The following is a 23,059-nucleotide window of genomic DNA, read 5'->3' on the forward strand; positions in this document are numbered from 1 at the left end:
CTTACACGACGGTTTTTTATCACCCAGGAGGTGCCCATGACCCAGCAATCCGATAGCGACCGTCGCCTCTCGCTGCCGCCGGTGGAGGAGATTGCCGGCCAGTTGGAGACAACTCGGGCCGATTCGGCCGTTCCCGATGAGCGGGACATCGATCCCGAACTCGAGGCAATGGCCGACCGCTTTGTCGCGGAGGTTCTCGCTGAGGGTGGCGAGAGTGACGAAGACACGGTGGTGCGCCAGCGGCGTGCCGTTGACGAGATGGGCCTGGAATTGCAGCAGCAGGCCGCCCATCGCAGTGCCATGTTGCAGACGCCGCTGCGCAAGCTGGCTCATCAGGGAGACGAGGGTGGGCCGGTGGCCAAGGCCCTGGTCGATCTGCGCGGACGCATGGAAGGGCTAGATCCCGGCCGCCATCGCTTGGCGCCGAGCTTTGTGGATCGTTTCCTCTCGATGATTCCCGGCGTCGACAGTCGCCTTCAGCGCTACTTCCAGAAATTCGAGAATGCCCAGCAGGCCCTGGATGCCATCATCGGCGATCTGGAAGGCGGCCGCGACATGTTGCATCGCGATAACCTTACCCTGAACGACGACCAGAAGGCCCTGGGTGAGATCCTGCGCGAGCTGAACCGCCAGATCGCCCTGGGGCGTTTGATCGATAACCGCCTCAAGGACGATATCGCCGCTCGCGAAGATGATGACCCCCGGCGTCGCTTCCTGGAGGAGGAACTGCTTTTCCCGCTGCGCCAGCGTATCGTCGATCTTCAGCAGCAACTGGCGGTGAGCCAGCAGGGCGTGCTTGCGCTGGAGGTCATTATCCGCAACAACCGGGAATTGATGCGTGGCGTGGATCGGGCGATCAACGTGACCGTCTCGGCGCTCACCGTGGCGGTGACCGTGGCCATGGCCATGGCCAACCAGCGCCTGGTGCTCGACCGCGTCGAAGCCCTCAATACCACGACATCCCAGATGATCGGCGGAACCGCCAAGGCCTTGCGACAGCAGGGGGTGGATATCCAGAAGCGGGCTTCCAGTGCGATGCTCGATATGCAGGTGCTCGAGGACGCCTTCGGCGAGGTGATGGGCGCGATCGATGATCTCTCGAGCTATCGGCAGGAGGCCCTGCCTCGGCTAGATGAGCAGATCGACCGCCTGGCCAATTTGTCACGGCAGGGTAGTGCCTCAATCGAGCGCCTCAGGGAAGGCAGCGAAAACAATGCCTACCTGAAATAAGGCTTACTTGAAATGTGAGGAAGCGTCCCGGAAGGCCTTGCGCATCAGGTCCCAGGAGTCTTCCATGCCCTTGCGGACGGTATCCCAGGCCGCTTCGCTGGCATGCTGGAGTTCATCGAGCCTCTCCTGTGTCTCCGCCTGACGCTTCTTGAGCTGCTCGATGTCTTCCTGGTACTTGACTCTGGCCTCGTCGCTGGCCTGGCGGGCCTTGGCGGTCAGCTCGTCGATTTCGGCATTCCACTCGTCGAGCCGGGCCTTCATTTCCTCGACAAATTCGTCGCGATTGCTCATGGCGATGTCTCCTTTTGCGGTTCGATGTGGTTCACAGCTACTGGGCTAAGCTGAACAACTATGCTGAACAAGTATAGCGATTCTGCACCATCGCATTTCCCGAAAGCGACCCAAGGAAACTCATGATGACTGACAGCAAGAATATCTTCGTGATAGGGCTCAACGACTTCAACCGCGAGCGACTCGAGACCCTGCGCGGGGCCGAGGGTTGGCGTTTTCATGGGCTGATCGCCCCGGAGGCGGTCTACGATACCGAGATCTTCGATATCGCCGCCATGCTGGAGGAGGCCACGGCCGAGCTCGAGGCTTTCGACGGCAGCATCGATGCCATCGTCGGTTACATGGATTTCCCCGTCTCGACCATGCTGCCGATTCTCTGCGAAAAATTTGGCATTCGCAGTACCTCGCTCGAGAGCCTGCTCAAGTGCGAGCACAAGTACTGGAGTCGCCGGGTCCAGCGAGAGGTAATCCCCGACCATATCCCAAAGTTCACCGCCTTCGACCCCTTCGATGACGAGGCGATGACGCGCATCGGCGAAGCGGGGCTGTATTTTCCCTTTTTCGTCAAGCCGATCAAGTCGTCCGGCTCGCGTCTGGGCTTTCGCATCGATACTCCGGAAGACTTCTACCAGGCGATCGAGCAGCTGCGAGGCTCCATCGGCACCATCGCCGACCCCTTCAACACGGTGCTCGAGCATGCCAACCTGCCCTCTGAAATCGCCGCGGTGGACGGCCATTTCTGCATGGCCGAGGAAATCATCGGCGGCTGGCAGTGCACTATAGAGGGCTATGTCTTCGATGGCGAAGTGGTCAGCTACGGTATCGTCGATTCGCTGCGCTACCCCCAGGTGTTGAGCTTTTTCCATTACCGCTATCCCTCTGGGCTGCCAGACGATATCCAGGCCACCATGATCGAGCTGACCGACACCATCATGCGCCATATCGGCTACGACAATTCCGCCTTCAACGTCGAGTACTTCTGGGACGAGATTCAGGGACGCATCTGGTTGCTGGAGATCAACACCCGCATCTCGCAGTCGCATTGCGACCTCTTCGAGAAAGTCGATGGGGTCAGCAACCAGCAGGTCACCATCGACCTTGGACTGGGCCAGCGCCCTGCCATGTCGCATCGACAGGGCGAATTTTCTATGGCGGCCAAGTTCTTCCACCGGGTATTCTTTACCGATGCGGTGGTGACACGCGTCCCCACCGATGCGGAGCTCGCGGAACTCCAGGCCGACTTCCCCGGTTGCCATATTGCAGTTCAGGTGGAGGAAGGTCAGCGGCTCTCTTCCCTGCCCGAACAGGACGCTTACAGCTTTGCGCTGGCGCATGTCTATCTCGGCGCGTCATCGGCCGAGCAGTTGCTCGCTGACTATGATCGTCTGGTGGCGCGGCTGGCGTTCGAGTTTGATGACATCCAGGGCTGAATATCAGCTTCAGTGACTTGGCGTGACCTCTGGGATCTCCTAGGCCCGGTAAGCGACACCGCACCGGGCGTGGACTGAGCAACAGCGCCATGCCGGATGCGCCCTCGGCTTATCCGGCCTACTTCCCTAAAGAGATGCCTTCTCGCCGCAGTTGATCCGAGTATCAAGACCGCTGCGAGCAGGACCACAAGGAAGGAGATAGACAAGCCCCATGCGTATCGTTACCGATTTTCCCCGCAGGGTGCAGGAAGAGGAGACATGGATTCCCCTGGCGGACGGCACCCGCCTGGCCGCCAGGATCTGGCGCCCGGTGGATGCCGAGCACCATCCGGTACCCGCCATCCTCGAGTACCTGCCCTATCGCAAGCGCGATCTGACCGCAGAGCGTGACGTCCAGATGCATCCCTACTGGGCCGGCCACGGCTATGCCGGGGTGCGGGTCGATATTCGTGGCACCGGCGACTCCGACGGCGTGCTCACCGACGAGTACCTCCCCCAGGAGCTGGAGGATGGCCTGGAGATCCTCGCCTGGCTGGAGGACCAGCCCTGGTGCACCGGTGATGTCGGCATGATCGGCATCTCCTGGGGTGGCTTCAACGGCTTGCAGATCGCGGCCCTGCGCCCGCGCCAGCTAAAGGCGGTGATCACGCTATGTTTCACCGACGACCGCTACGCCGACGATATCCACCACATGGGCGGTTGCCTGCTGGGCGACAACCTCTCCTGGGCCTCGACCATGTTCGACGGCAACGCCTGCCCGCCGGACCCCGAACTGGTGGGTGAGCGATGGCGCGACATGTGGCTGGAGCGGCTGGACGGCAGCGGCTTGTGGCTCGCTCAATGGCTCGAGCATCAGCGTCGCGATGACTACTGGAAGCACGGCTCGGTATGCGAGGACTACTCGGCCATCCAGTGCCCGGTCTATGCCGTCAGCGGCTGGGCCGACGGCTACTGCAATGCCGTCTTTCGGGTGCTGGAGAGACTTTCGGTGCCGCGCAAGGGGCTGGTCGGTCCCTGGGCCCACAAGTATCCGCACCTGGGCGTGCCGGGGCCGGCCATCGGCTTCCTGCAGGAGTCGCTGCGCTGGTGGGACCAGTGGTTGAAGGGGCAGGAGACCGACATCATGGAGGAACCCATGGTGCGGGTCTGGATGCAGGAGTCGGTACCACCCTCGGCGCGCTACGATGAGCGCCCCGGGCGCTGGGTCGCCGAGCCGGAGTGGCCATCGCCGAATATCCTGCCAAGCTCGTTCCGGCTCACCGCCGGCCATGACCTCTTGCCCGAAGCCGACGGCCAGGATGACGACACCACCCTGGACATCCGCTCGCCGCTCTCGGTGGGGCTCTATGCCGGCAAGTGGTGTTCCTACAATGCCCCGCCCGACCTTCCCCATGACCAGCGCGACGAGGACGGCGGCTCGCTGATCTTCCAGACACCTCGCCTGGACGCGCCATTGGAGATCTTCGGGGCGCCAATCGTCGAGCTCGAACTCTCCGCCGACCAGCCCGTAGCCATGGTCGCGCTGCGTCTCTCCGACATCGCCGAAGACGACAAGGCCACCCGTGTCTCCTATGGCTTGCTCAACCTCACCCACCGCGACAGCAATGAGTTCCCCGAACCCCTGGAGCCGGGAAAATGCTATCGAGTACGGATTCCTCTCAAACATATCGCCCAGCAATTCGGCACTGGACACGCCATCCGCCTGGCAATCTCCACCAGCTACTGGCCCTTGGCCTGGCCGGCGCCGAGTCCGGTGCGGCTGACCATCCTACCCAGCCGCTGTCGCCTGGTGTTGCCGGTGCGGGCGCCGCGACCCGCCGAGGAAGCCGCGCTGCCGGCCTTCGACGAGCCTGAGGGTGCGCCGCCCATGGCCAAGACCTTGCTGCAGCCGACCCAGGAGACCTGGCAGGTCATTCGCGACCTGGCCAACGACCGGACCACCCTGGAAGTCATCAACGACGAGGGGCGCTACCGGATCGATGATATCGATCTGGAGATCGCCGCTCGGGTTACCGAGCGTTATGCGTATTCCTATGGCAACTACGATAGCGTCAGTGGCTGGACGGAATGGCAGCGCAGCTTCAAGCGCGGCGACTGGGAGGTGCACACCCTGACCCGCACCCTGATGACCAGCGACGCGGAGAATTTCCGCATCCGCGCCACCCTGGATGCCTGGGAGGGGGATACCCGGATCTTTGCGAGGACCTGGGATGAGACCATCCCGCGCGATCTGGTTTAGGTAGTCACCCATGAGCCTGATTCCCGACGCCGTGCCGTCGACACCGCGCGCCTCGCGCAAGGAGATCTTCGGCTGGGCGATGTTCGACTTCGCCAACCAGGCCTATACGCTGCTGATCATCACCGTGGTGTTCGGTGAGTTGTTCACCACGGTGATCGTCGGTGACCGTGGCGACGGCTATCGTCTGGCCAATTTCCTGTGGAGCCTGGCGCTGGCGGTGAGTTATCTGCTGGTGGTCATCACGGGCCCGCTATGCGGCGCGGTCATGGACTACCAGGCGTCCAAGAAGCGCTTCCTGTTCGCGAGCTACCTGGCCACGGTGGCGACCACCGCCATGCTCTACTTCGTGGCGCCGGGCTATGTGCTGCTCGGGCTCGCGCTGATCATCCTCTCCAACTACGCCTACTCCATGGGCGAGTCCTTTATCGCCGCCTTCCTGCCTGACCTGGGGCCGCCCGAGGACATGGGCAAGATCTCCGGTTTCGGCTGGGCATTGGGCTATGTGGGGGGGCTCTTCGCCGCGGGCTTCACCCTGCTGGTGCTGGGCGAAGCCTCGGCGGAGAACTTCGAGCGCATCCGCTGGGTTGGCCCCTTCGCCGCGGGTTTCTTCCTGGTCACCGCCATTCCCACCTTTATGTGGGTGAAGGAGCGCGGTACCCCACAGCCGCCCGGCAAGCCCTACCGGGAGATCGCCAGGGAGCGGGTCGCCACGACCCTGCATGAGCTGCGGCGCTTTCGTGACCTGGGGCTCTTTCTGGTCTCGCTGCTGTTCTCCATGGCCGGGGTCTACATCATCATCGCCTTCGCCTTCATCTACGGTGCCCAGGTCATCGGCTGGGACGAATCGGTGCGCAACATCATGTTCATCATCGTGCAGATTACCGCTGCCGCGGGGGCACTCGGTTTCGGTTTCATCCAGGATCGCATCGGCACCAAAATCACCTACCTGTTCACCTTGACCCTGTGGGTGGCGGCGATCATTGCCATCTGGGCCACCCCGGAGGTCACCGTCTTTCTCAATGACCGCTTCGGGCTCGGCTGGGAGGCTCAGCACCTCTTTCTCTTCGTGGGCTGCCTGGCGGGACTCTCGCTGGGCTCCAGCCAGTCGGCCAGCCGCGCCCTGGTGGGGCTCTTCTCGCCGCGCCGCAAAGCGGCGGAGTTCTTCGGCTTCTGGGGTCTGGCCAACAAACTCGCCGGGGTGATCGGCATCGTGGCCCTGGGCCTGCTGCAGACGGTGGTCGGCCTGCAGGCTTCGATTCTGCTGTGCGTTGCGCTCTTCCTCATTGCCATCCTGATCTGCCTGGGCGTGAACCAGGCCCGCGGTCAGCAGGCGGCCCTGGACTGGGAAACTCGGGATTGGGCGGCTCGCCATGGCGCCGATGGTACCTGAAATGGCGATACCGCTGACGCCGGGCCTGCTGGTGATGGTGGCATTGACCTTCCTGCTCGCCGGTATCGTCAAGGGCGTGATCGGGATGGGCATGCCGACGGTCTCCCTTGCTCTGCTCACCGCGACGGTAGGGCTCCAGCCGGCCATGGCGCTGTTGCTGGTGCCGACCGTTGTCACCAATATCTGGCAGGCCCTGGTGGGAGGGCAGCTATTGGCGATCATCCGGCGGCTATGGCCCTTCTTGCTGGCGTCAATAGTCACTGTCTGGCCCGGGGTGATGGTACTGGCTCGGGTCGACGCGCGCTGGCTGGCCATGCTGCTGGGCATACTTATCATTACCTATGCTCTGACCAACCTGCTCTTGGCGCGCCTGGTCCTGACGGTCCGTCACGAGCGCCGTGCTGGGGTGATGTCGGGTCTTGCCAATGGGTTGCTGACCGGTATGACCGGTTCTTCGGTATTTCCCGGGGTGGCCTATCTTCAATCGCTGGGGCTGCCCAAGGAGTCACTGGTCCAGTCGATGGGGATCCTGTTCACCCTGGCGACGCTGTCTCTGGGGTTGGCCATGGGCGGTGAGCAACTCCTCACCGCACCCTTGCTGGGCCTTTCGGCGGCGGCGCTGGTACCTGCGCTCCTGGGGATGCAACTCGGACGCTTGCTGCGGCTCAGGCTCTCCGACGTGGTATTTCGTCGCCTCTTCTTCCTCGGCTTGCTGGCGATGGGCGTGTATCTCCTAGTGCGCTCCCTCGTGGGTTAGGGTGGTCAACAGGCGAATGGCTGTTGAATGCCTGCTATTGCCGAGTGTCTGAGTTCATATTGCCAGTGAGATGGCAGGCAGGTGAAAACGTCCGGTCTCGGGAGGGTGCAATGAGTAATGATGACAGGTCGGTACGCCGAACCGGGATCGGCATGATGCTGTTGTTCTGGGTGTTGTTTATCGGCACCGGGACCTGGTGGATCCATGGTTACCTGGAGAGCCAGCGCAACCCCAATGCCCACCTGGTCACCGCGGTAAACGGCGATGACTCGGTGGTGCTCGAGCGCAATCGGGCCGGGCACTTTCTGGCGACCGGACGCATCAACGGCGAGCCGGTGGAATTCCTGCTCGATACCGGAGCCACCTATGTGGCTGTCTCCGCGTCTCTGGCTGACCGGTTGGGGTTGGAGTCAACCGGCAGCGCCTGGTTCAACACCGCCAATGGTCGCGTGCGCGGCGAATTGACGACGCTTGACGAGGTCGGTCTGGGCGGTTTTTCGGCGCGGGAGGTGCGGGGCTCCATCAGCCCCGGCATGGAGGGGGATGTGGCGCTGCTTGGCATGAGTTTCCTCAACCGCTTCGATATCGAGATCCGGGACTCGCGTATGGTTCTCCATCCCTCGGAACGCAACTGAGGTATTCATGGCAAAGCCGAAACATGGTCGCTGCGCCGACGAGCCCAAGCAGATTCCGGCGATCGGATGGCTGGATATTGTCTGGCGTGTCAAAACACAGGTCGTCCGGGACCTCGTTCCCCTGATGGCCGCCGGCATCGCTTTCAATGCCATGCTGGCGCTCTTTCCGACAATTGCTGCGATCATCTCGATCTGGGCGCTGGTGATGGATCCCCAGGACCTGGCGAGTCAGATTGTGCAGCTCAGCCGTTATCTGCCGCCCGACAGCTCGAGCCTGATCAACGATCAGGCTCGCAGGATAAGCGAGAGCACCAGCACTGGCCTCAGCCTTACGGCTCTGGGCAGCGTGGTGGTGGCTATGTTCATTGCCTCCAAAGGCGTGTTGTGGATGGTGATAGGCCTGAACGTGGTGTACGGCGAGGAGGAGCATCGGGGATCACTGCGTCGTGGATGGATCGTGGCATTGCTGACGATGGGCGTGATTCTCGTCCTGCTGATCACCATTGCCTTTATCGCTTTCTTTCCCCTGGCCATTGGCATGCTGGGCCTCGATACCCTGTTGGTTACGGCTATCGTGTGGCTCCGCTGGCCGGTGCTGCTGCTGGTAATGATGCTGGTCATCGCCGTTTTCTATCGCTTCGGCCCCTATCGGCGTCCTCCACGCTGGAAGTGGATCAGCGTGGGCTCCATCGTCGCGACATTTTTGTGGCTGATCGGCTCCGCCGGGCTGTCGTTCTATTTCGGCAGCGTGATCAATCCGAGCGATATCTATGGCTCGCTGGGGGCGGTGGTGGTGCTGATGCTTTGGTTCTGGCTGTCGGCGTTCATCGTATTGCTGGGCGCAGAGTTCAATGCGGAAATGGAGCGTCAAACCTGTCGCGATACCACCGTTGGCATGCCGCGCCCGCCGGGTGAGCGAGACGCTTACGCGGCGGACACCCTGGGTCGCAGGTGGCCGTGGCGTCCCATCGACCGGAAGCGCGATGGCTCCGATCAAAACGCTACGGATCAAGGAGAAACGCCATGATTCTGACCGGACGACTGGGCATCGAGTTTCCCATCCTACAGGCCCCCATGGCCGGCGCCCAGGGCAGTGAGCTGGCCATCGCCGTGGCCATTGCCGGTGGCCTCGGCGCACTGCCCTGCGCCATGCTATCGCCCGATGCCATGGCCGAGGAGTTGACCGCTATCCGCCGCGCAACCTCGGCGCCGATCAACGTCAACTTCTTCACTCACGTGCCGCCTGAGCCGGATGCTGCCGCCATGGCGCGCTGGCATGCGGCTCTCGCGCCCTGGTATACCGAGTTCGACCTCGACATCGGTGCCGTACCGGATGGCACCGGCCGACGGCCCTTCGATGCGTCGACCTGCGACGCCCTCGAGCCCTTCCGACCGGAGGTGGTGAGCTTTCACTTCGGGCTGCCGGAGGCCGCGCTGCTGGAGCGGGTCAAGAGCTGGGGTGCCCTGGTGCTCTCATCGGCGACCACGGTGGCTGAGGCGCAGTGGCTCGAGGCTCACGGCGCTGACGCCGTCATCGTTCAGGGGCTGGAAGCGGGTGGCCACCGCGGCATGTTCTTGACCGATGAACTTACCAGCCAGGTGGGCACCTTTGCCCTGCTGCCCCAGGTGCGGGAGGCGGTTCATCTGCCGCTGATCGCCGCCGGCGGCATTGTCGATGCCCGCGGCGTGGCGGCGGCGCTGGCTCTGGGCGCCGATGGTGTTCAGGTGGGCACCGCCTTTCTGTGCTGCCCCGAGTCGACCATCTCAACGATCCACCGTCGAGCGCTGATGAGCGAGGCTGCCCGCCACACTGCGCTCACCAATCTTTACAGCGGTCGTCCGGCTCGCGGCATCCTCACCCGGCTGATGCACGAACTGGGGCCCATGAGCGAAGACGCGCCGGCCTTCCCCCTGGCCACCGCCGCTATTGCGCCGCTGCGCTCCGCCGCCGAGGCCCGCGGGCTTGGCGACTTTTCGCCGCTGTGGGCCGGACAGAATGCCAGCCGCTGCCGCGAGGTGCCTGTCGCTGAGGTGATGGCCGAGCTGGCCGAGGGGCTGTGAGTCGGCCGGTCGCTGCCTCTCTCGAGGATCCCTTCTACTACCTGACGAACTTCAGGTTCGTCGTCGCATGGGTGGCCGAGCGCCATGGTGACCTGCTGAGCCACGACGAGCGCCGTTTTGTCGAAATTTTCGCCGCGCTGCCCAAGGCCTCCCAGGCGCTGCTGGTGCGCATGGTGATGCGTAAGGGCGAGCACTTTCGCACCTCGCGCCTGGGTTATTCCGAGATCGGCGACCACCAGGTGGCGCTCGCGCCTCTTATGGCGGCGGGGCTGGTCGATGCTTTTCCCTTGCTTGGCCTCGAAGAGCTCTTCCGCCAGTTGCGCCTTCCCGAGCTGCGCCGTGCTCTGGTGGGTGAAATCGCGGCAGCCGGACTGCCTGCTGCCACCGGCAAGGCCGCGCTATACGAGGCGCTGGCGCCGCGTCTCAGCGAGCCACGCCTGCTTGACGACTGGTGGCCGGAGGCGCCGGATCGCGTAGTGAGGCTGACTGTGATGGCGACGTGCGACCGGCTGCGGCTGATGTTTTTCGGCAACCTGCGCCAGGACTGGGCCGAGTTCGTGCTCGCCGAGCTGGGAGTGCAGCGCTTCGAGCGGGTGGACTTCAGCACCGAGTCGCAGGCTTTTCAGTATCGCGAGGAAGTGGACACCTACCTGGCCCTGCATCGACTGCGTGAACGGCTCGACGCCCATGAGCCCGTGGCAGTGCTGGCCGCCGAGCTGCCGCCGGTACCGGCAGACAATGCCTGGCTTGCGGCGCGCCGCCAGCGGCTTGGTGTATCCCTGGGCCGCCAGGCCGAGCGAGCAGGGCAGGTCGAGCTCGCCCTGGCCCTCTATGGCGAGGCGGGCTGGCCGGTGGCCGCGGGGAGTGCTGAGGCACGCATCCGCCGCCTGCGTCTGCTGGAGCGCCAAGGCCAGCATGCAGAGGCCCACGAGCTGGCCGAGATCCTGGCCGTGGCGTCGCCGAGCGAGCCTGAGGCCCAGGCACTGGCGCGACTTCGGCCTCGGCTGCGGCGAAGGCTGGGCCAGGCGGCGTTGCCGCGTGAGATAGCGCCTGCTCACGAGCGCCTCGAGCTCTGCCTGCCGCTATCATCCAGCATCGAGCGGGCGGTGTGCGAGCACCTGCATCGTGATGATGCCCCGGTGGCCTACGTTGAGAATACCCTGATCACCGGGCTGTTCGGCCTGCTCTGCTGGGAGGCGCTCTTCTCGCCGTTGCCCGGCGCCTTCTTCCACCCCTTCCACAGCGGTCCAGCGGATCTCTACCGCGAGGACTTCGTGGCTCGGCGTCGCGATGCCTTCGATGCCTGCCTGGCCCGGCTCGACGATGGTCGCCATCGCCAGGCGATCCTGACCACCTGGCGAGAGAAGCAGGGGCTCGCCAATCCCTTCGTCCACTGGGCCGCGCTCGATGAGCAACGCCTCGGGCTGGCGCTTGTGTGCCTGCCGTCTGCCCATCTTCGGGCCTGCTTCGAGCGGCTGCTGGGCGATCTCAAGGCCAACCGCGCCGGCCTGCCGGACCTGATCCAGTTCCGGCCCGACGCCCCGGCAGGGCAGCCCCGTTATCGCTTGATCGAGGTGAAGGGCCCGGGCGACCGTCTGCAGGACAATCAGCGCCGCTGGCTCACCTTCTTTCATGAGCAGGGCATCCCCGCGGCGGTCTGTCACGTGCGCTGGACGGGGCAGGAGGCATGAGCGAGACGCCGCGCTATCGAGTGGCGGTGCGTGCCCTGTGCGACTTCACCGCCCGGGAGGGGGATCTCGACCATCGCTTTACCCCGGCGCCCAGCGCCGAGGATGGCATCGCCGGCCATGCCGAAATCGCCCGCCGCGGCGGCGAGGGGGTTGAACGTGAGGTGCCGCTGCGTGGCGTGATCGAGGAGCTCAGCGTCAGCGGTCGCGCCGACGGCTATGACCCGGCGGCCAATTGCCTGGAGGAGGTCAAGACCCATCGCGGCACCCTGGCGCGCATGGCAGACAACCAGCGCGCCCTGCACTGGGCCCAGGCGAAGGCCTATGGCGCGCTGCTGTGTGCCGAGCGGGACCTGCCCGCCGTCACCCTGGCGCTGGTCTACCTGGAAGTGGGCAGCGGCCGTGAGACGCGCCTGGAACAGCGCTTCGAGGCCGCCGAGCTGTCGGACTTCCTGGCATCGCTGTGTAGGCGTTATCGCGCCTGGGCCGAGCAGGAGGCGGGCCATCGCGAGCGTCGGGATTCCGCCCTGCGCGGCCTTGCCTTCCCCCATGCCGACTTCCGCCCCGGGCAGCGCGAGCTGGCCGAGGGCGTCTACAAGGCGGCGGCCACCGGGCGCTGCCTGCTGACCCAGGCCCCCACCGGCATCGGCAAGACTCTGGGCACCCTCTTTCCCCTGCTGGCGGCCATGCCCCGCCATGCCCTAGACCGCATGGCTTTTTTGACCATGAAGACCCCGGGCCGTGCGCTGGCCCTGGAGGCGCTGCGCCAGCTAGGTGCGGAGTCGGGCGCTGAAAAAAGCGCTGGAACCGTAGCGGAATTGGGCGATGAATCTCGAATTGAGGAGCCGCAGAGGCTGCCACTGAGGGTGCTGGAGCTGATCGCCCGGGAGAAGGTCTGCGAGTACCCCGGTCGCGCCTGTCATGGTGAAGCCTGCCCGCTGGCGGCGGGCTTCTACGACCGCCTGCCGGCGGCGCGTCAGGCGGCGGTGACCCGGGGCTGGCTCGACCGGGAGGCGCTGCGCCAGGTGGCCGGCGAACACGGCGTCTGCCCCTACTATCTTGGGCAGGAGCTGGCGCGCTGGTGCGACGTGGCGATTGGCGACGTCAACCACTGGTTCGACGCCAATGCGTTGCTCCACGGCCTGGCGAAGACCAACCGCTGGCGGATCGGCCTGCTGGTGGACGAGGCCCACAACCTGGTGGAGCGGGCCCGCGGCATGTACAGCGCCGAGCTCGACCAGCGACGCTTGGCCCGCGTGCGACGCTCGGCGCCGCCAGCGCTGGCCCGGCCACTGGGGCGCCTGGCTCGTCAGTGGCAGACGCTGGTCAAGGAGGCGGGGTTCGCCGAGGCTGGCGAGAAGGGTCGTCCGGCTTACCGGGTGCTCGATGGCCTACCGGACGCCATGGTCGGCGCCCTGCAGGGGGCGGCCAGCGCCATTACTGACACTCTGGTTGAGCACCCCGAGTCCGCCAGCCCCGAGCTGCAGGAGCTGCTCTTCGAGGCGTTGGCCTTCACTCGCCTGGCCGAGACCTTCGGCGACCATTCGCTGTGCGACCTGGCGCGCCACGGGCGCGGCAAAGCCGTGCTGGGGCTGCGCAATCTGGTGCCGGCAGACTACCTCGCCCCGCGCTTTCGTGCGGCTCGCTGCGCGGTACTGTTCTCGGCGACCCTGGCGCCACCCGGCTATCATCGCGATCTCCTGGGGCTCCCCGCAGAGACCGTCTGGCAGTCGGTGGCCTCGCCGTTCGCCGCCGAGCAGCTCGAGGTGCGTCTGCGCACCGACATCTCCACCCGGCTGCGCGACCGCGAGGCCTCGGTGGCGCCCATCGTCGCCGAGCTGGCCGGCCAGGTTCGCCGCCACCCCGGCAACTACCTGGCCTTCTTCAGCAGTTTCGCCTACCTGGAGCGGGCGCGGGTAGCCTTCGCCGAGGCGCACCCGTCGATTCCTGTCTGGGCCCAGGTGCGCGGCATGGGCGAGCCCGAGCGCGATGCCTTTCTGGCGCGCTTCGCAACGGGCGGGGCGGGCATCGGTTTCGCGGTGCTGGGCGGCGCCTTTGCCGAGGGCATCGACCTGCCGGGGGAGCGGCTGATTGGTGCTTTTATCGCCACTCTCGGGCTGCCGCCCTTCGACGACTTCAACGAGACCCTCAAGGCACGGCTGCAGGCGCGCTTCGGCTGCGGCGACGACTACGCCTATCGGATCCCGGGGCTGATCAAGGTGGTACAGGCCGCCGGCCGAGTGATCCGCGGTCCTGCGGATCGCGGTACCGTGGTGCTGATGGATGACCGCTTCGCTCGGCGCGAGGTGCTCACGCGACTGCCAGAATGGTGGCGACTGCCGGGAACGACAGTCAGTTTCGAGAGTCCGACCGACACGACAAGGCCTTGATCAGGGCACCGAACGGGAGATTGCCATGCGATTCAATGCCGACTTCGACCAGCGGGTGGTGGTCACGCCTGACGACTATCGCTGGGTCGATTCGCCCATGCCGGGGGTCGAGCGGATGATGCTCGACCGCATCGGCGAGGAGGTGGCTCGCGCCACCTCGCTAGTGCGCTATGCGCCGAACAGTACTTTTCCGTCCCATGAACACGGTGGCGGCGAGGAGATCCTGGTGCTGGAGGGGGAGTTCGCCGATGAGCACGGTCGCTACCCGGCGGGTAGCTACCTGCGCAACCCCATCGGCACCGCCCATGCACCCCGGGTGGGCGAGCAGGGCGCGACGATCTTCGTCAAGCTGCACCAGTTCTCGCCTGCGGACACCGAGCAGAAGGCCATCGATACCCGCTCGGGCGAGTGGCGCCCGGGGCTGGTGGAGGGGCTCCAGGTGATGCCCCTGCACGACTTCGAAGGTGAACATGTGGCCCTGGTGCACTGGGCGCCGCACACCCGCTTCCAGCCCCACGCCCACTGGGGCGGCGAGGAGATCCTGGTGCTGGAGGGTACCTTCCACGACGAGCATGGTGCCTATCCTGCCGGCAGCTGGCTGCGCAGCCCTCATCAGAGTCGCCATGCGCCTTTCACTGGCGAAGAGGGCGCACTGATCTATGTGAAGGTGGGCCACCTGCTGGCCGATTGAGCCTGGGGGTTACAGCGGCTGACAAATCGAAACCGGCCGAGATTGTGCGCTGCACCGTCGCTGTGCTAACTCTAACAGTGACATTTTGAGAAACGGCGCTATGCCGAAAGGAAATGGACAAGGAGAGGTCGAATGGGAATCGAAGTGACGGGGCTGCTGGGCCTGATCTGGCTGATCATCGTGATCTGGGCCGTCGTCAAGGTGGCACAGAGTTCGGCCGGCAGTCTGGCCAAGCTGCTGTGGATACTGGTTCTACTGTTTTTCCCGCTGGTGGGGCTGATCATTTGGTTCCTGCTTGGACCCAAGGGATAGCCTGTCTACTCGGCAGGGAAGATACACATCGGGCCGCCTTTGGGCGGCCCTTTTGCTTCGCCCGGGCAAGTCACGGTGGCAAGTCACGGCCGGCTGCATGTCGGCGAGGGGATCAATCCCAGCTCAGTGCGCCGCCCACCTGGTACTCGGTGACCCGGGTCTCGAAGAAGTTCTTCTCCTTGCGCAGGTCGATGATCTCGCTCATCCACGGGAAGGGGTTCTGGGCGCCGGGGAACTGTTCCTTCAGGCCGATCTGGGCCAGGCGGCGGTTGCAGATGAAATGCAGATACTCCTCCATGATCGCCGCGTTCATGCCCAGCACGCCGCGGGGCATGGTGTCCCGTGCGTAGGCGATCTCGAGTTCGGTGCCTTCGAGGATCATCTGGGTCACTTCGTCCTGGAACGCCAGGGTCCACAGGTGCGGATTCTCGATCTTGATCTGGTTGATCATGTCGACGCCGAAGTTCAGGTGCATGGATTCGTCGCGCAGGATGTACTGGAACTGCTCGGCCACGCCGGTCATCTTGTTGCGCCGGCCCATGGAGAGGATCTGGCTGAAACCGCAGTAGAAGAAGATGCCCTCGGTCACGCAGTAGAAGGCCACGAGGTTGCGCAAGAGCTCCTGGTCGGTCTCCGGCGTGCCGGTCTGGAAGTCCGTGCGCGCCAGGGACTGGGTGTGCTTGAGGCTCCAGGCGGACTTGGCGGCTACCGAGGGCACCTCGCGATACATGTTGAAGACCGCCCCTTCGTCCATGCCCAGCGATTCCACGCAGTACTGGTAGGCGTGGGTGTGGATCGCCTCCTCGAAGGCCTGGCGCAGCAGGTACTGGCGGCATTCCGGGTTGGTGATCAGCCGGTAGAGGGCCAGCACCAGGTTGTTGGCCACCAGCGAATCGGCGGTGGAGAAGTAGCCCAGGCTGCGCTCGACGATGCGCCGCTCGTCCGCGGTCAGACCGTCCTGGCGTTTCCACAGGGCGATGTCGGCGTTCATGTTCACTTCCTGGGGCATCCAGTGGTTGGCGCTGCCGTCCAGGTACTTCTGCCAGGCCCACTCGTACTTGAAGGGCACGAGTTGGTTCAAGTCGGCGCGGGCGTTGATCATCTGCTTGTCGTCGACCTCGATGCGCGCCGCGCCCATCTCCAACTCCTCGAGGCCGGCGGCCACGTCGAGCGCCTCCAGCGACTTGCGGGCGCGCGCCAGGCGGTCGCCCTCGGCGACCCGGTAGCCGCCGCGGCTCTCTGCTAATGCCTCGGCGGTCGGCGCCGGTTCGGCCCTGGACGGCTGGACCGTGGCCGGCGCTTCGGCGACGCCGTTCTCGTCTTCGTGAAATTCGTTCCAGTTCAGCATTTGTCTCTCTCCCGGTGATGGTCCGGATGTCCTGTGGGGAGCCCAGCCTCGCTGCGCTCCGGCGATGTTCTCATGACGTAGGGGTATTACTGACAGGCCTCGCAGCCCAACTCGTCGATATCCGAGGCACTCGGGGCCCGCGAGCCCGAGCCGGCCCTGCCGGTCAGGAAGTCCTCCACGCCCCGGGGCTCGGCTGCCGCCGGGGCCGGGCTGGCGGTCGGCGCCTGCTCCGGTGCGGCATTGCTCACTGCGTTGAGGCTGCCACGCGCCACGGTGGACTTCTCCACCGAGGTGGCGCCCAGGGCGCGCAGGTAGTAGGTGGTCTTGAGGCCGCGCAGCCACGCCATGCGGTAGGTCACGTCGAGCTTCTTCCCGGAGACCCCCTGGATGTAGAGGTTCAGCGACTGGGCCTGGTCGATCCACTTCTGGCGTCGAGCGGCGGCCTCCACCAGCCACTTCGGCTCCACCTCGAAGGCGGTGGCATACTTGGCCTTGAGGTCGGCGGGTACGCGCTCGATGGGCTGCACCGAGCCGTCGTAGTACTTGAGATCGTTGATCATCACCTCGTCCCACAGGCCGCGGCTCTTGAGATCGTTGACCATGTGGGCGTTGACCACGGTGAATTCGCCGGAGAGGTTCGATTTCACGAAGAGGTTCTGGTAGGTGGGCTCGATGGACTGGGTGACGCCGCAGATGTTGGAGATGGTCGCCGTGGGGGCGATGGCCATCACGTTGGAGTTGCGCATGCCCTGGTCGGTGACCTTGTCGCGAAGCTGGTCCCACGCCTGGGTGGCGGCGGTGTTCACCTCCAGGTACTTCTCGCCGCGCTCGACCCTGAGTCTCTCAAGGGAGTCGATGGGCAGTATGCCCTGGCTCCACAGCGAGCCCTCGAAGCTTTCGTAGCGGCCGCGCTCTGCGGCCAGGTCGCTGGAGGCCTCGATGGCGTGGTAGCTGACCAGTTCCATGGAGCGGTCGGCAAACGTCACGGCAGCCTCCGAGGCGTAGGCGACATCCTGGGCGTAGAGGGCGTCCTGGAAGCCCATGATGCCGAGCCCCACCGGGCGATGCCTGAGGTTGGAGCGCTTGGCCTGGGGCACAGCGTAGTAGTTGATGTCGATGACGTTGTCGAGCATACGTACCGCGGTGCGCACCGTGCGCCTCAGCTTCTCGCCATCGAAGACGCCATCCACCACGTGCTGGGCCAGGTTGATCGAGCCGAGATTGCACACCGCGATCTCATCGGTCGAGGTGTTGAGGGTGATCTCGGTACACAGGTTGGAGGAGTGCACCACGCCGGCGTGCTGCTGGGGGCTTCTCAGGTTGCAGGGGTCCTTGAAGGTGATCCAGGGGTGGCCGGTCTCGAACAGCATGGAGAGCATCCGGCGCCAGAGGTCCTTGGCGCGCACCCGCTTGAACAGCGTCAGTTCGCCCGAGCGAGTCATCGCCTCATACTCCCCATAGCGCTGCTCGAAGGCGGCGCCGTAGAGGTCATGGAGATCCGGACAGGTAGAGGGTGAGAAGAGCGTCCATTCGCCATCCTCGAAGACCCGCTTCATGAAGAGGTCCGGCACCCAGTTGGCGGTGTTCATGTCGTGGGTGCGGCGGCGGTCGTCACCGGTATTCTTGCGCAACTCGAGGAACTCCTCGATGTCCAGGTGCCAGCTCTCCAGGTAGGCGCACACCGCCCCCTTTCGCTTGCCGCCCTGGTTCACGGCCACCGCGGTGTCGTTGACCACCTTGAGGAAGGGCACCACGCCCTGGCTTCTGCCGTTGGTGCCCTTGATCCAGGCGCCCAGGGCGCGCACCGGGGTCCAGTCGTTGCCCAGCCCCCCGGCCCACTTGGAGAGCAGGGCGTTGTCGCGAATGGCGCTGTAGATGCCGTCCAGCTCGTCGGGCACGGTGGTCAGATAGCAGGAAGAGAGCTGGCTGCGCAGGGTGCCCGCGTTGAACAGGGTCGGGGTGGAAGCCATGTAGTCGAAGCGGGAGAGCAGCTCGTAGAACTCGATGGCGCGCCCCTCGCGGTCCTCTTCGTTGAGCGCCAGGCCCATGGCCACGCGCATGAACATCACCTGGGGGAGCTCGTAGCGCACGTCATCCCGGTGCAGGAAGTAGCGGTCGTAGAGGGTCTGCAGGCCCAGGTAGGTGAATGCGTTGTCGCGGGTATGGTCCAGGGCCGCGCCGAGGCGCGCCAGGTCGAACTCGGCCAGGCGCGGATCGAGCTGCTCGAACTCGATGCCGCGGGCCACGTAGGCGTCGAAGGCCGGCCGGTAGAGCTCGGCCATCTCCTGGTAGGTCGCTTCCTTGGCGATGCCCAGGAAGCCAAGCGCCTCGCGGCGCAGGATGTCCTGCAGCAGGCGCGCGGTGACGTAGGTGTAGTCGGGCTCCTTCTCCACCAGGGTGCGGGCGGTCATCATCAGCGCCTGGGAGACACCGTCGACGCTGACGCCGTCGTAGAGGTTCTTCAGCGACTCCTCGACGACGAGGCCGGGTTCGACGTTGCCGAGGCCCTCGCAGGCATCCAGCACGAGGGTCTCGATGCGGCCCAGATCCAGCGGACGTTTGGTGCCATCGGTCAGGGTGACGTTGAGGCTAGGGTGGGGCCTGGCGATATCCCCGGCCGTGGCGCGGGCCCGGGCATGCGCTTCCCGGTAGAGCACATAGGCGCGAGCCACTTTCTGCTCACCGGCACGCATCAGGGCCAGTTCCACCTGGTCCTGTATGTCCTCGATGTGCAGTGTGCCGCCGTCGGGCAGGCGGCGCAGGAAGGCCTGTTCGATGGCCGCGGCAGCATGCTGCACGACGTCGCGGACTCGGGAGGAGGCGTCGGCATTGTCACCCTCCACGGCAATGAACGCCTTGCGCATGGCCACGGCGATCTTGTCGGCATCGAAGGGCACCACGTCGCCGGTGCGCTTGATGACGCGCAGTCGCTGCGGGGCGGTGATGGTGACGGATGACGTATCCGCAGGGGTAGGGGGTGGCATGTCGACGATGTCCCTGTCTGATGATCGAGAAGAGGCGGTGAGCGCCTGGAGGATAAAGCGTGGCGAAAAGCCGATCACACATGATGTAGTGTTTTTGTTCGTCCGGAGACACAAGATAGTGTGTGTCTTGGGAGGCTTCAAGTGGATAACCCTGTGGATGGGCTGTGAACTTCCTGAAGAACTGCGGCTCTCGTGGCGCTCAAACGCCGTCGTTACATGGCGACAGGCAGGCGCGCCGCTGGATTTCGGGTATCCTTTGGCCAATGGCGGAATGGCCTCCGGCCCCGCTTTCCCGATTACCTGCCTGCCAGGATGGAATTTGAGGATGGACGAGAGCTTGCACCCCCGGGAACAGGATCACGTGTTGATCATCGAGGATGATGAGCGCCTGGCCGACTTGACCCGCGACTACCTGCAGGCCAATGGCTTTCGCGTCACCCTTGAGGCCGACGGCGGCCGTGGCGTGGAGCGGATCCTGGCGCTGCAGCCTGACCTGGTGATACTTGACCTGATGCTGCCCGGCGAGGATGGCCTGTCGATCTGTCGGCGCGTGCGCGGCGACTATCCGGGCCCGATCCTGATGCTCACCGCGCGCACCGACGACATGGATCAGGTGCTGGGCCTTGAGATGGGCGCCGACGACTACGTGGCCAAGCCGGTGCAGCCCAGAGTCCTGCTGGCGCGCATGCGGGCGCTGCTGCGCCGCGCCGAGAACGCCGAAGTGGTGGCGGAACCCCGGCTCAGCTTCGGCAATCTGGAAATCGACAGCGCCACCCGCGAGGCGTGGTTGGACGGCAATCGCATCGATCTCACCAGTGCTGAATTCGATCTACTATGGCTCTTGGCCAGCAATGCTGGCCGGGTGCTGACCCGCGAAGAGATATTCTCCCAGCTGCGCGGTATCAAGTACGACGGGCAGGATCGTTCAATCGATGTGCGGGTCTCGCGAATCCGGCCCAAAATCGGTGATGACCCCAACCAGCCGCACCGAATAAAAACGGTGCGCAGCAAGGGCTACCTCTTCGTCAAGGAGAGCTGATCCATGCGGCGGGTCCTGGGTGACAGCACCTTTCTGCGTGTCTATGTGCTGCTGGCACTCGCCCTGCTGCTGACCTTCGGCCTAGCGCTGGTGGGCGTGGCGATGGTCGACCAGGTCCGCCGTGAGCACCAGCGCGAGCAGCTCGCCGAAGTGCCCATGCGCCTTCTCGCCCAGCGCCTGGAAGCCCTGCCGGCCGGTTCCCACCCCGACTGGCTCGAGGCTCAGGCTCGCCGTCTCGACTTGACGCCCTCCGTGCTGCCCGTCCAGTCCACTTCCCTGGGCTACTTCACACGCCTGCGTCTGGAGCGTGGAAAGGTCCTGGTGCAGGAGCGTGACGGGCGCGGTTGGCGCCTGCAGAAGCTGCTGCCCGGCGGCGATCGATTGCTTCAGGTCGATCTTGCCGGCCTCAGCGAGCAGCAGCTGCGCGGACTCACCGAGCTGCTCGCTGAGTGGCTCGTAGAAACGCCACCTGCCGAGCGTCGCGCAAGGTTGTCGCGGGTGGCCGCGGGCAGCATCTCGGTCGACCTCGGCGACACCCCGCCGGCTGGGCTGGACGCCTATCAGCTCGGGCGGCTGGCTGACGGCGAGGTGGTGATCCGTTTGTTTCCCGGGCGCTGGGCCATGGCCATGTACCTGGCGCTCCCCGGCGGGGGAGAGGCCAGCTGGCTGACCATCGGGCCGGTGGAGGCCTTCGAGCCGGTTCCGGGCTCGCTGCAACTGCTGGTAGTGCTCATCCTGCTGGCGGTGCTCGGAGCGACGATTTACTTGATTGTGCGCGGCGTCGAGGCCCGGATGGCAAGGCTGGAACTGGCGGCGTCCCGCATCGCTGCCGGCCGGCTCGATACCCGGGTCAAGGTGGAGAGCAGCGACTTCCTCGGCCGGCTGGGCATGGCCTTCAACGGCATGGCCGCCCAGGTACAGGCACTGCTTCGGGCCCAGCAGGACATGATACGCGCGGTTTCCCACGAGTTGCGCACGCCGGTGGCACGCATTCGTTTCGCCGTACAGATGGTCGATGACATGACCGATGACCCGTCGATCCGTCGCCAGCTGCAGGGCATCGACGGTGACATCGAGGAGTTGGACGGGCTGGTCGACGAGATACTCACCTATGCTCGCCTGGGCAGCGACGCGGTCAACGGTCGTGAGATGCAGGCCGGCCTGGTGGAATGTCGGGCCATGGTGGAGCGGGTAATCGCCGCGCTGGCGCCGCTACACGTTCATCTGGCCATCGCGCTCGCGGAAGGTCCCGAAGTGGAGGCGCTGGTCGAAGCGCGCTACTTGCAGCGGGCGGTGCAGAACCTGGTGGCCAACGCCTGCCGCCATGCCCGTAGCCGGGTGGTGATTCGCGTGGAGGCCGAGCCCCGACTAGTGCGCATCGACGTGGAAGACGACGGCCCCGGGGTGCCTGCCGGTGAGCGGCAGGCGATCTTCAAGCCGTTTGCGCGGCTGGACGACAGCCGCACCCGAAGCTCCGGCGGCTATGGCCTGGGGCTTTCCATCGTACAGAAAGTCATGATCTGGCACGGCGGCAGCGTGGCGGTGGACGACAGCCCCGAGCTCGGCGGTGCGCGCTTCACTCTGCTACTTCCCCAGCGCCCCGGGCATGATCTGGGGGGGACGCTTACGCAGGCTTGATGCCCTCAAGCACTGCGAAAGAGGTTTCCCGGGCAGTGCGCAGGAAGTCCTCCATCCAGGGTGCCTGGCGCGTCTCCTCGCGGATCGCCGCAAAGAGCGTGCTCCATACTCCCTTCTCGCCGAGTGCCACCGCCTTCACATAGTCTCGCTCGAGGTATTCGGTCAGGGCCCAGTTGGGGAGCGCGCAGACCCCGCGGCCGCTAGCGACTAGCTGCATCATCATGATGGTCAGCTCGGCAGTGCGAAGCTCCTTCGGGCAGACCCCGGCAGGGTCCAGAAACTGGGTGAAGACATCCAGCCGCGAATGCTCCACCGGGTAGGTGATCAGTGTCTCCTCGGCCAGCGCCTCGGGGGTCACGAATGGCTTGCCGGCCAGGCGATGCTGACGGGCCACCGCCAGCAGTCCCTCGTAGCGGAACAGCGGCTCGTAGTGAATGCCTGGCAGCGGCTGGGGGTCGGCGGTGATCACCAGATCGAGCTGCTCCCGGGCCAGGGCCGGCAGCGGGTCGAAGTGATGGCCGCCGGGGATGTCGATCTCCACCTCTGGCCAGTGGTCACGGAAGTGGTCGACGGTGGGCATCAGCCACTGGAAGCAGCTGTGACACTCGATGGCCATGTGCAGCCGCCCCTGCTCGTTGCCGGCCAGCCGCGCCAGGTCGCGCTCGGCCATGCGCACCAGGGGCAGCACCTGCTCGGCCAGGGTCAGCAGACGCTCGCCGGCGCGAGTGAACTCCACCGGGCGGGTCTTGCGGACGAACAGCGGGTTGTCGAGCCGCTCCTCCAGGTCCTTTATCTGATGGGAGAGGGCAGATTGGGTGAGGTGGACCCGCTCGGCCGCTTCGACAAGGGAGCCGGCGTCGCGCAGTGCGACCAGGGTTCTGAGGTGTCGCAGTTCGAGCATGTAGAATGAGCCAGTTTCATTTTTAAGATATGGAA

At 65.1% G+C, this 23,059-nt stretch carries 18 protein-coding genes; 14 read left to right on the forward strand and 4 right to left on the reverse strand.

The genetic code is table 11. The features are described from left to right. Nucleotides 1-36 precede the first annotated feature (36 nt). Complete coding sequence (locus ACFODV_RS02910; protein ID WP_379754397.1) at nt 37-1,230, forward strand: toxic anion resistance protein; 1,194 nt, start codon at nt 37-39, stop codon at nt 1,228-1,230. A gap of 3 nt (nt 1,231-1,233) precedes the next feature. On the opposite strand, the gene ACFODV_RS02915 is transcribed toward ACFODV_RS02910, so the two are convergent. Continuing rightward, nucleotides 1,234-1,521, reverse strand: coding sequence for a hypothetical protein (locus ACFODV_RS02915; protein ID WP_379754400.1), 288 nt, complete (start codon nt 1,519-1,521; stop codon nt 1,234-1,236). 125 nt (nt 1,522-1,646) lie between these two features. Here ACFODV_RS02915 and ACFODV_RS02920 point away from each other — a divergent pair, with 125 nt between their 5' ends. The 11 genes from ACFODV_RS02920 to ACFODV_RS02970 all read left to right on the forward strand — a co-directional run bounded on the left by ACFODV_RS02920 (nt 1,647) and on the right by ACFODV_RS02970 (nt 15,114). Then, on the forward strand, nt 1,647-2,951 hold the full coding sequence (locus ACFODV_RS02920) for an ATP-grasp domain-containing protein (protein ID WP_379754403.1): 1,305 nt from the start codon (nt 1,647-1,649) through the stop codon (nt 2,949-2,951). A gap of 211 nt (nt 2,952-3,162) precedes the next feature. Next, on the forward strand, nt 3,163-5,190 hold the full coding sequence (locus tag ACFODV_RS02925) for a CocE/NonD family hydrolase (protein ID WP_379754406.1): 2,028 nt from the start codon (nt 3,163-3,165) through the stop codon (nt 5,188-5,190). A 10-nt stretch (nt 5,191-5,200) separates the two neighbouring features. Then, nucleotides 5,201-6,580: an MFS transporter gene (locus ACFODV_RS02930; RefSeq protein WP_379754409.1), complete on the forward strand. Its 1,380-nt coding sequence runs from the start codon at nt 5,201-5,203 to the stop codon at nt 6,578-6,580. Then, nucleotides 6,561-7,337 (forward strand): sulfite exporter TauE/SafE family protein, encoded by a 777-nt coding sequence (locus ACFODV_RS02935; protein ID WP_379754412.1) that lies wholly within the window; start codon nt 6,561-6,563, stop codon nt 7,335-7,337. Before ACFODV_RS02930 ends, ACFODV_RS02935 begins: the two co-directional genes overlap by 20 nt. A gap of 110 nt (nt 7,338-7,447) precedes the next feature. Further along, a complete protein-coding gene (locus ACFODV_RS02940) occupies nt 7,448-7,972 on the forward strand; it encodes a retropepsin-like aspartic protease family protein (RefSeq protein WP_379754415.1) in 525 nt (174 codons plus the stop codon). Between the two features lie 7 nt (nt 7,973-7,979). Further along, nucleotides 7,980-8,999, forward strand: coding sequence for a YihY/virulence factor BrkB family protein (locus tag ACFODV_RS02945; protein WP_379754418.1), 1,020 nt, complete (start codon nt 7,980-7,982; stop codon nt 8,997-8,999). Further along, nucleotides 8,996-10,033, forward strand: a complete 1,038-nt coding sequence (locus ACFODV_RS02950; protein ID WP_379754421.1) for an NAD(P)H-dependent flavin oxidoreductase — start codon at nt 8,996-8,998, stop codon at nt 10,031-10,033. Before ACFODV_RS02945 ends, ACFODV_RS02950 begins: the two co-directional genes overlap by 4 nt. Then, nucleotides 10,030-11,724 (forward strand): VRR-NUC domain-containing protein, encoded by a 1,695-nt coding sequence (locus ACFODV_RS02955; RefSeq protein WP_379754424.1) that lies wholly within the window; start codon nt 10,030-10,032, stop codon nt 11,722-11,724. The genes ACFODV_RS02950 and ACFODV_RS02955 overlap by 4 nt, the downstream gene beginning before the upstream one ends. Next, nucleotides 11,721-14,111 carry an ATP-dependent DNA helicase gene (locus ACFODV_RS02960; protein ID WP_379754427.1) on the forward strand — a complete coding sequence of 797 codons (2,391 nt, stop codon included), beginning with the start codon at nt 11,721-11,723 and terminating at the stop codon, nt 14,109-14,111. Before ACFODV_RS02955 ends, ACFODV_RS02960 begins: the two co-directional genes overlap by 4 nt. A 25-nt stretch (nt 14,112-14,136) precedes the next feature. After that, nucleotides 14,137-14,802, forward strand: coding sequence for a cupin domain-containing protein (locus ACFODV_RS02965; protein ID WP_379754430.1), 666 nt, complete (start codon nt 14,137-14,139; stop codon nt 14,800-14,802). 132 nt (nt 14,803-14,934) lie between these two features. Beyond that, on the forward strand, nt 14,935-15,114 hold the full coding sequence (locus tag ACFODV_RS02970; protein WP_379754433.1) for a PLDc N-terminal domain-containing protein: 180 nt from the start codon (nt 14,935-14,937) through the stop codon (nt 15,112-15,114). A 112-nt stretch (nt 15,115-15,226) separates the two neighbouring features. Here the strand turns inward: ACFODV_RS02970 and ACFODV_RS02975 are convergent, their stop codons facing one another. Together ACFODV_RS02975 and ACFODV_RS02980 are read right to left on the reverse strand one after the other, a co-directional pair. Next, nucleotides 15,227-16,462 carry a ribonucleotide-diphosphate reductase subunit beta gene (locus tag ACFODV_RS02975; protein ID WP_379754436.1) on the reverse strand — a complete coding sequence of 412 codons (1,236 nt, stop codon included), beginning with the start codon at nt 16,460-16,462 and terminating at the stop codon, nt 15,227-15,229. Nucleotides 16,463-16,548: 86 nt separating this feature from the next. After that, on the reverse strand, nt 16,549-19,446 hold the full coding sequence (locus ACFODV_RS02980) for a ribonucleoside-diphosphate reductase subunit alpha (protein WP_379754439.1): 2,898 nt from the start codon (nt 19,444-19,446) through the stop codon (nt 16,549-16,551). Nucleotides 19,447-19,771: 325 nt separating this feature from the next. Here ACFODV_RS02980 and ACFODV_RS02985 point away from each other — a divergent pair, with 325 nt between their 5' ends. Further along, the gene (locus ACFODV_RS02985; RefSeq protein ID WP_379754442.1) at nt 19,772-20,485 is read left to right on the forward strand and encodes a winged helix-turn-helix domain-containing protein; all 714 of its coding nucleotides are present in this window, start codon (nt 19,772-19,774) and stop codon (nt 20,483-20,485) included. A gap of 3 nt (nt 20,486-20,488) precedes the next feature. After that, nucleotides 20,489-22,123, forward strand: a complete 1,635-nt coding sequence (locus ACFODV_RS02990) for an ATP-binding protein (protein ID WP_379754445.1) — start codon at nt 20,489-20,491, stop codon at nt 22,121-22,123. Here ACFODV_RS02990 and ACFODV_RS02995 read toward each other — a convergent pair. Then, nucleotides 22,110-23,024, reverse strand: a complete 915-nt coding sequence (locus ACFODV_RS02995) for a LysR family transcriptional regulator (RefSeq protein ID WP_379754448.1) — start codon at nt 23,022-23,024, stop codon at nt 22,110-22,112. The genes ACFODV_RS02990 and ACFODV_RS02995 overlap by 14 nt on opposite strands. Nucleotides 23,025-23,059: the final 35 nt, after the last annotated feature.

The organism is Halomonas tibetensis (genome assembly GCF_042643535.1).
Taxonomy (GTDB): domain Bacteria; phylum Pseudomonadota; class Gammaproteobacteria; order Pseudomonadales; family Halomonadaceae; genus Halomonas; species Halomonas tibetensis.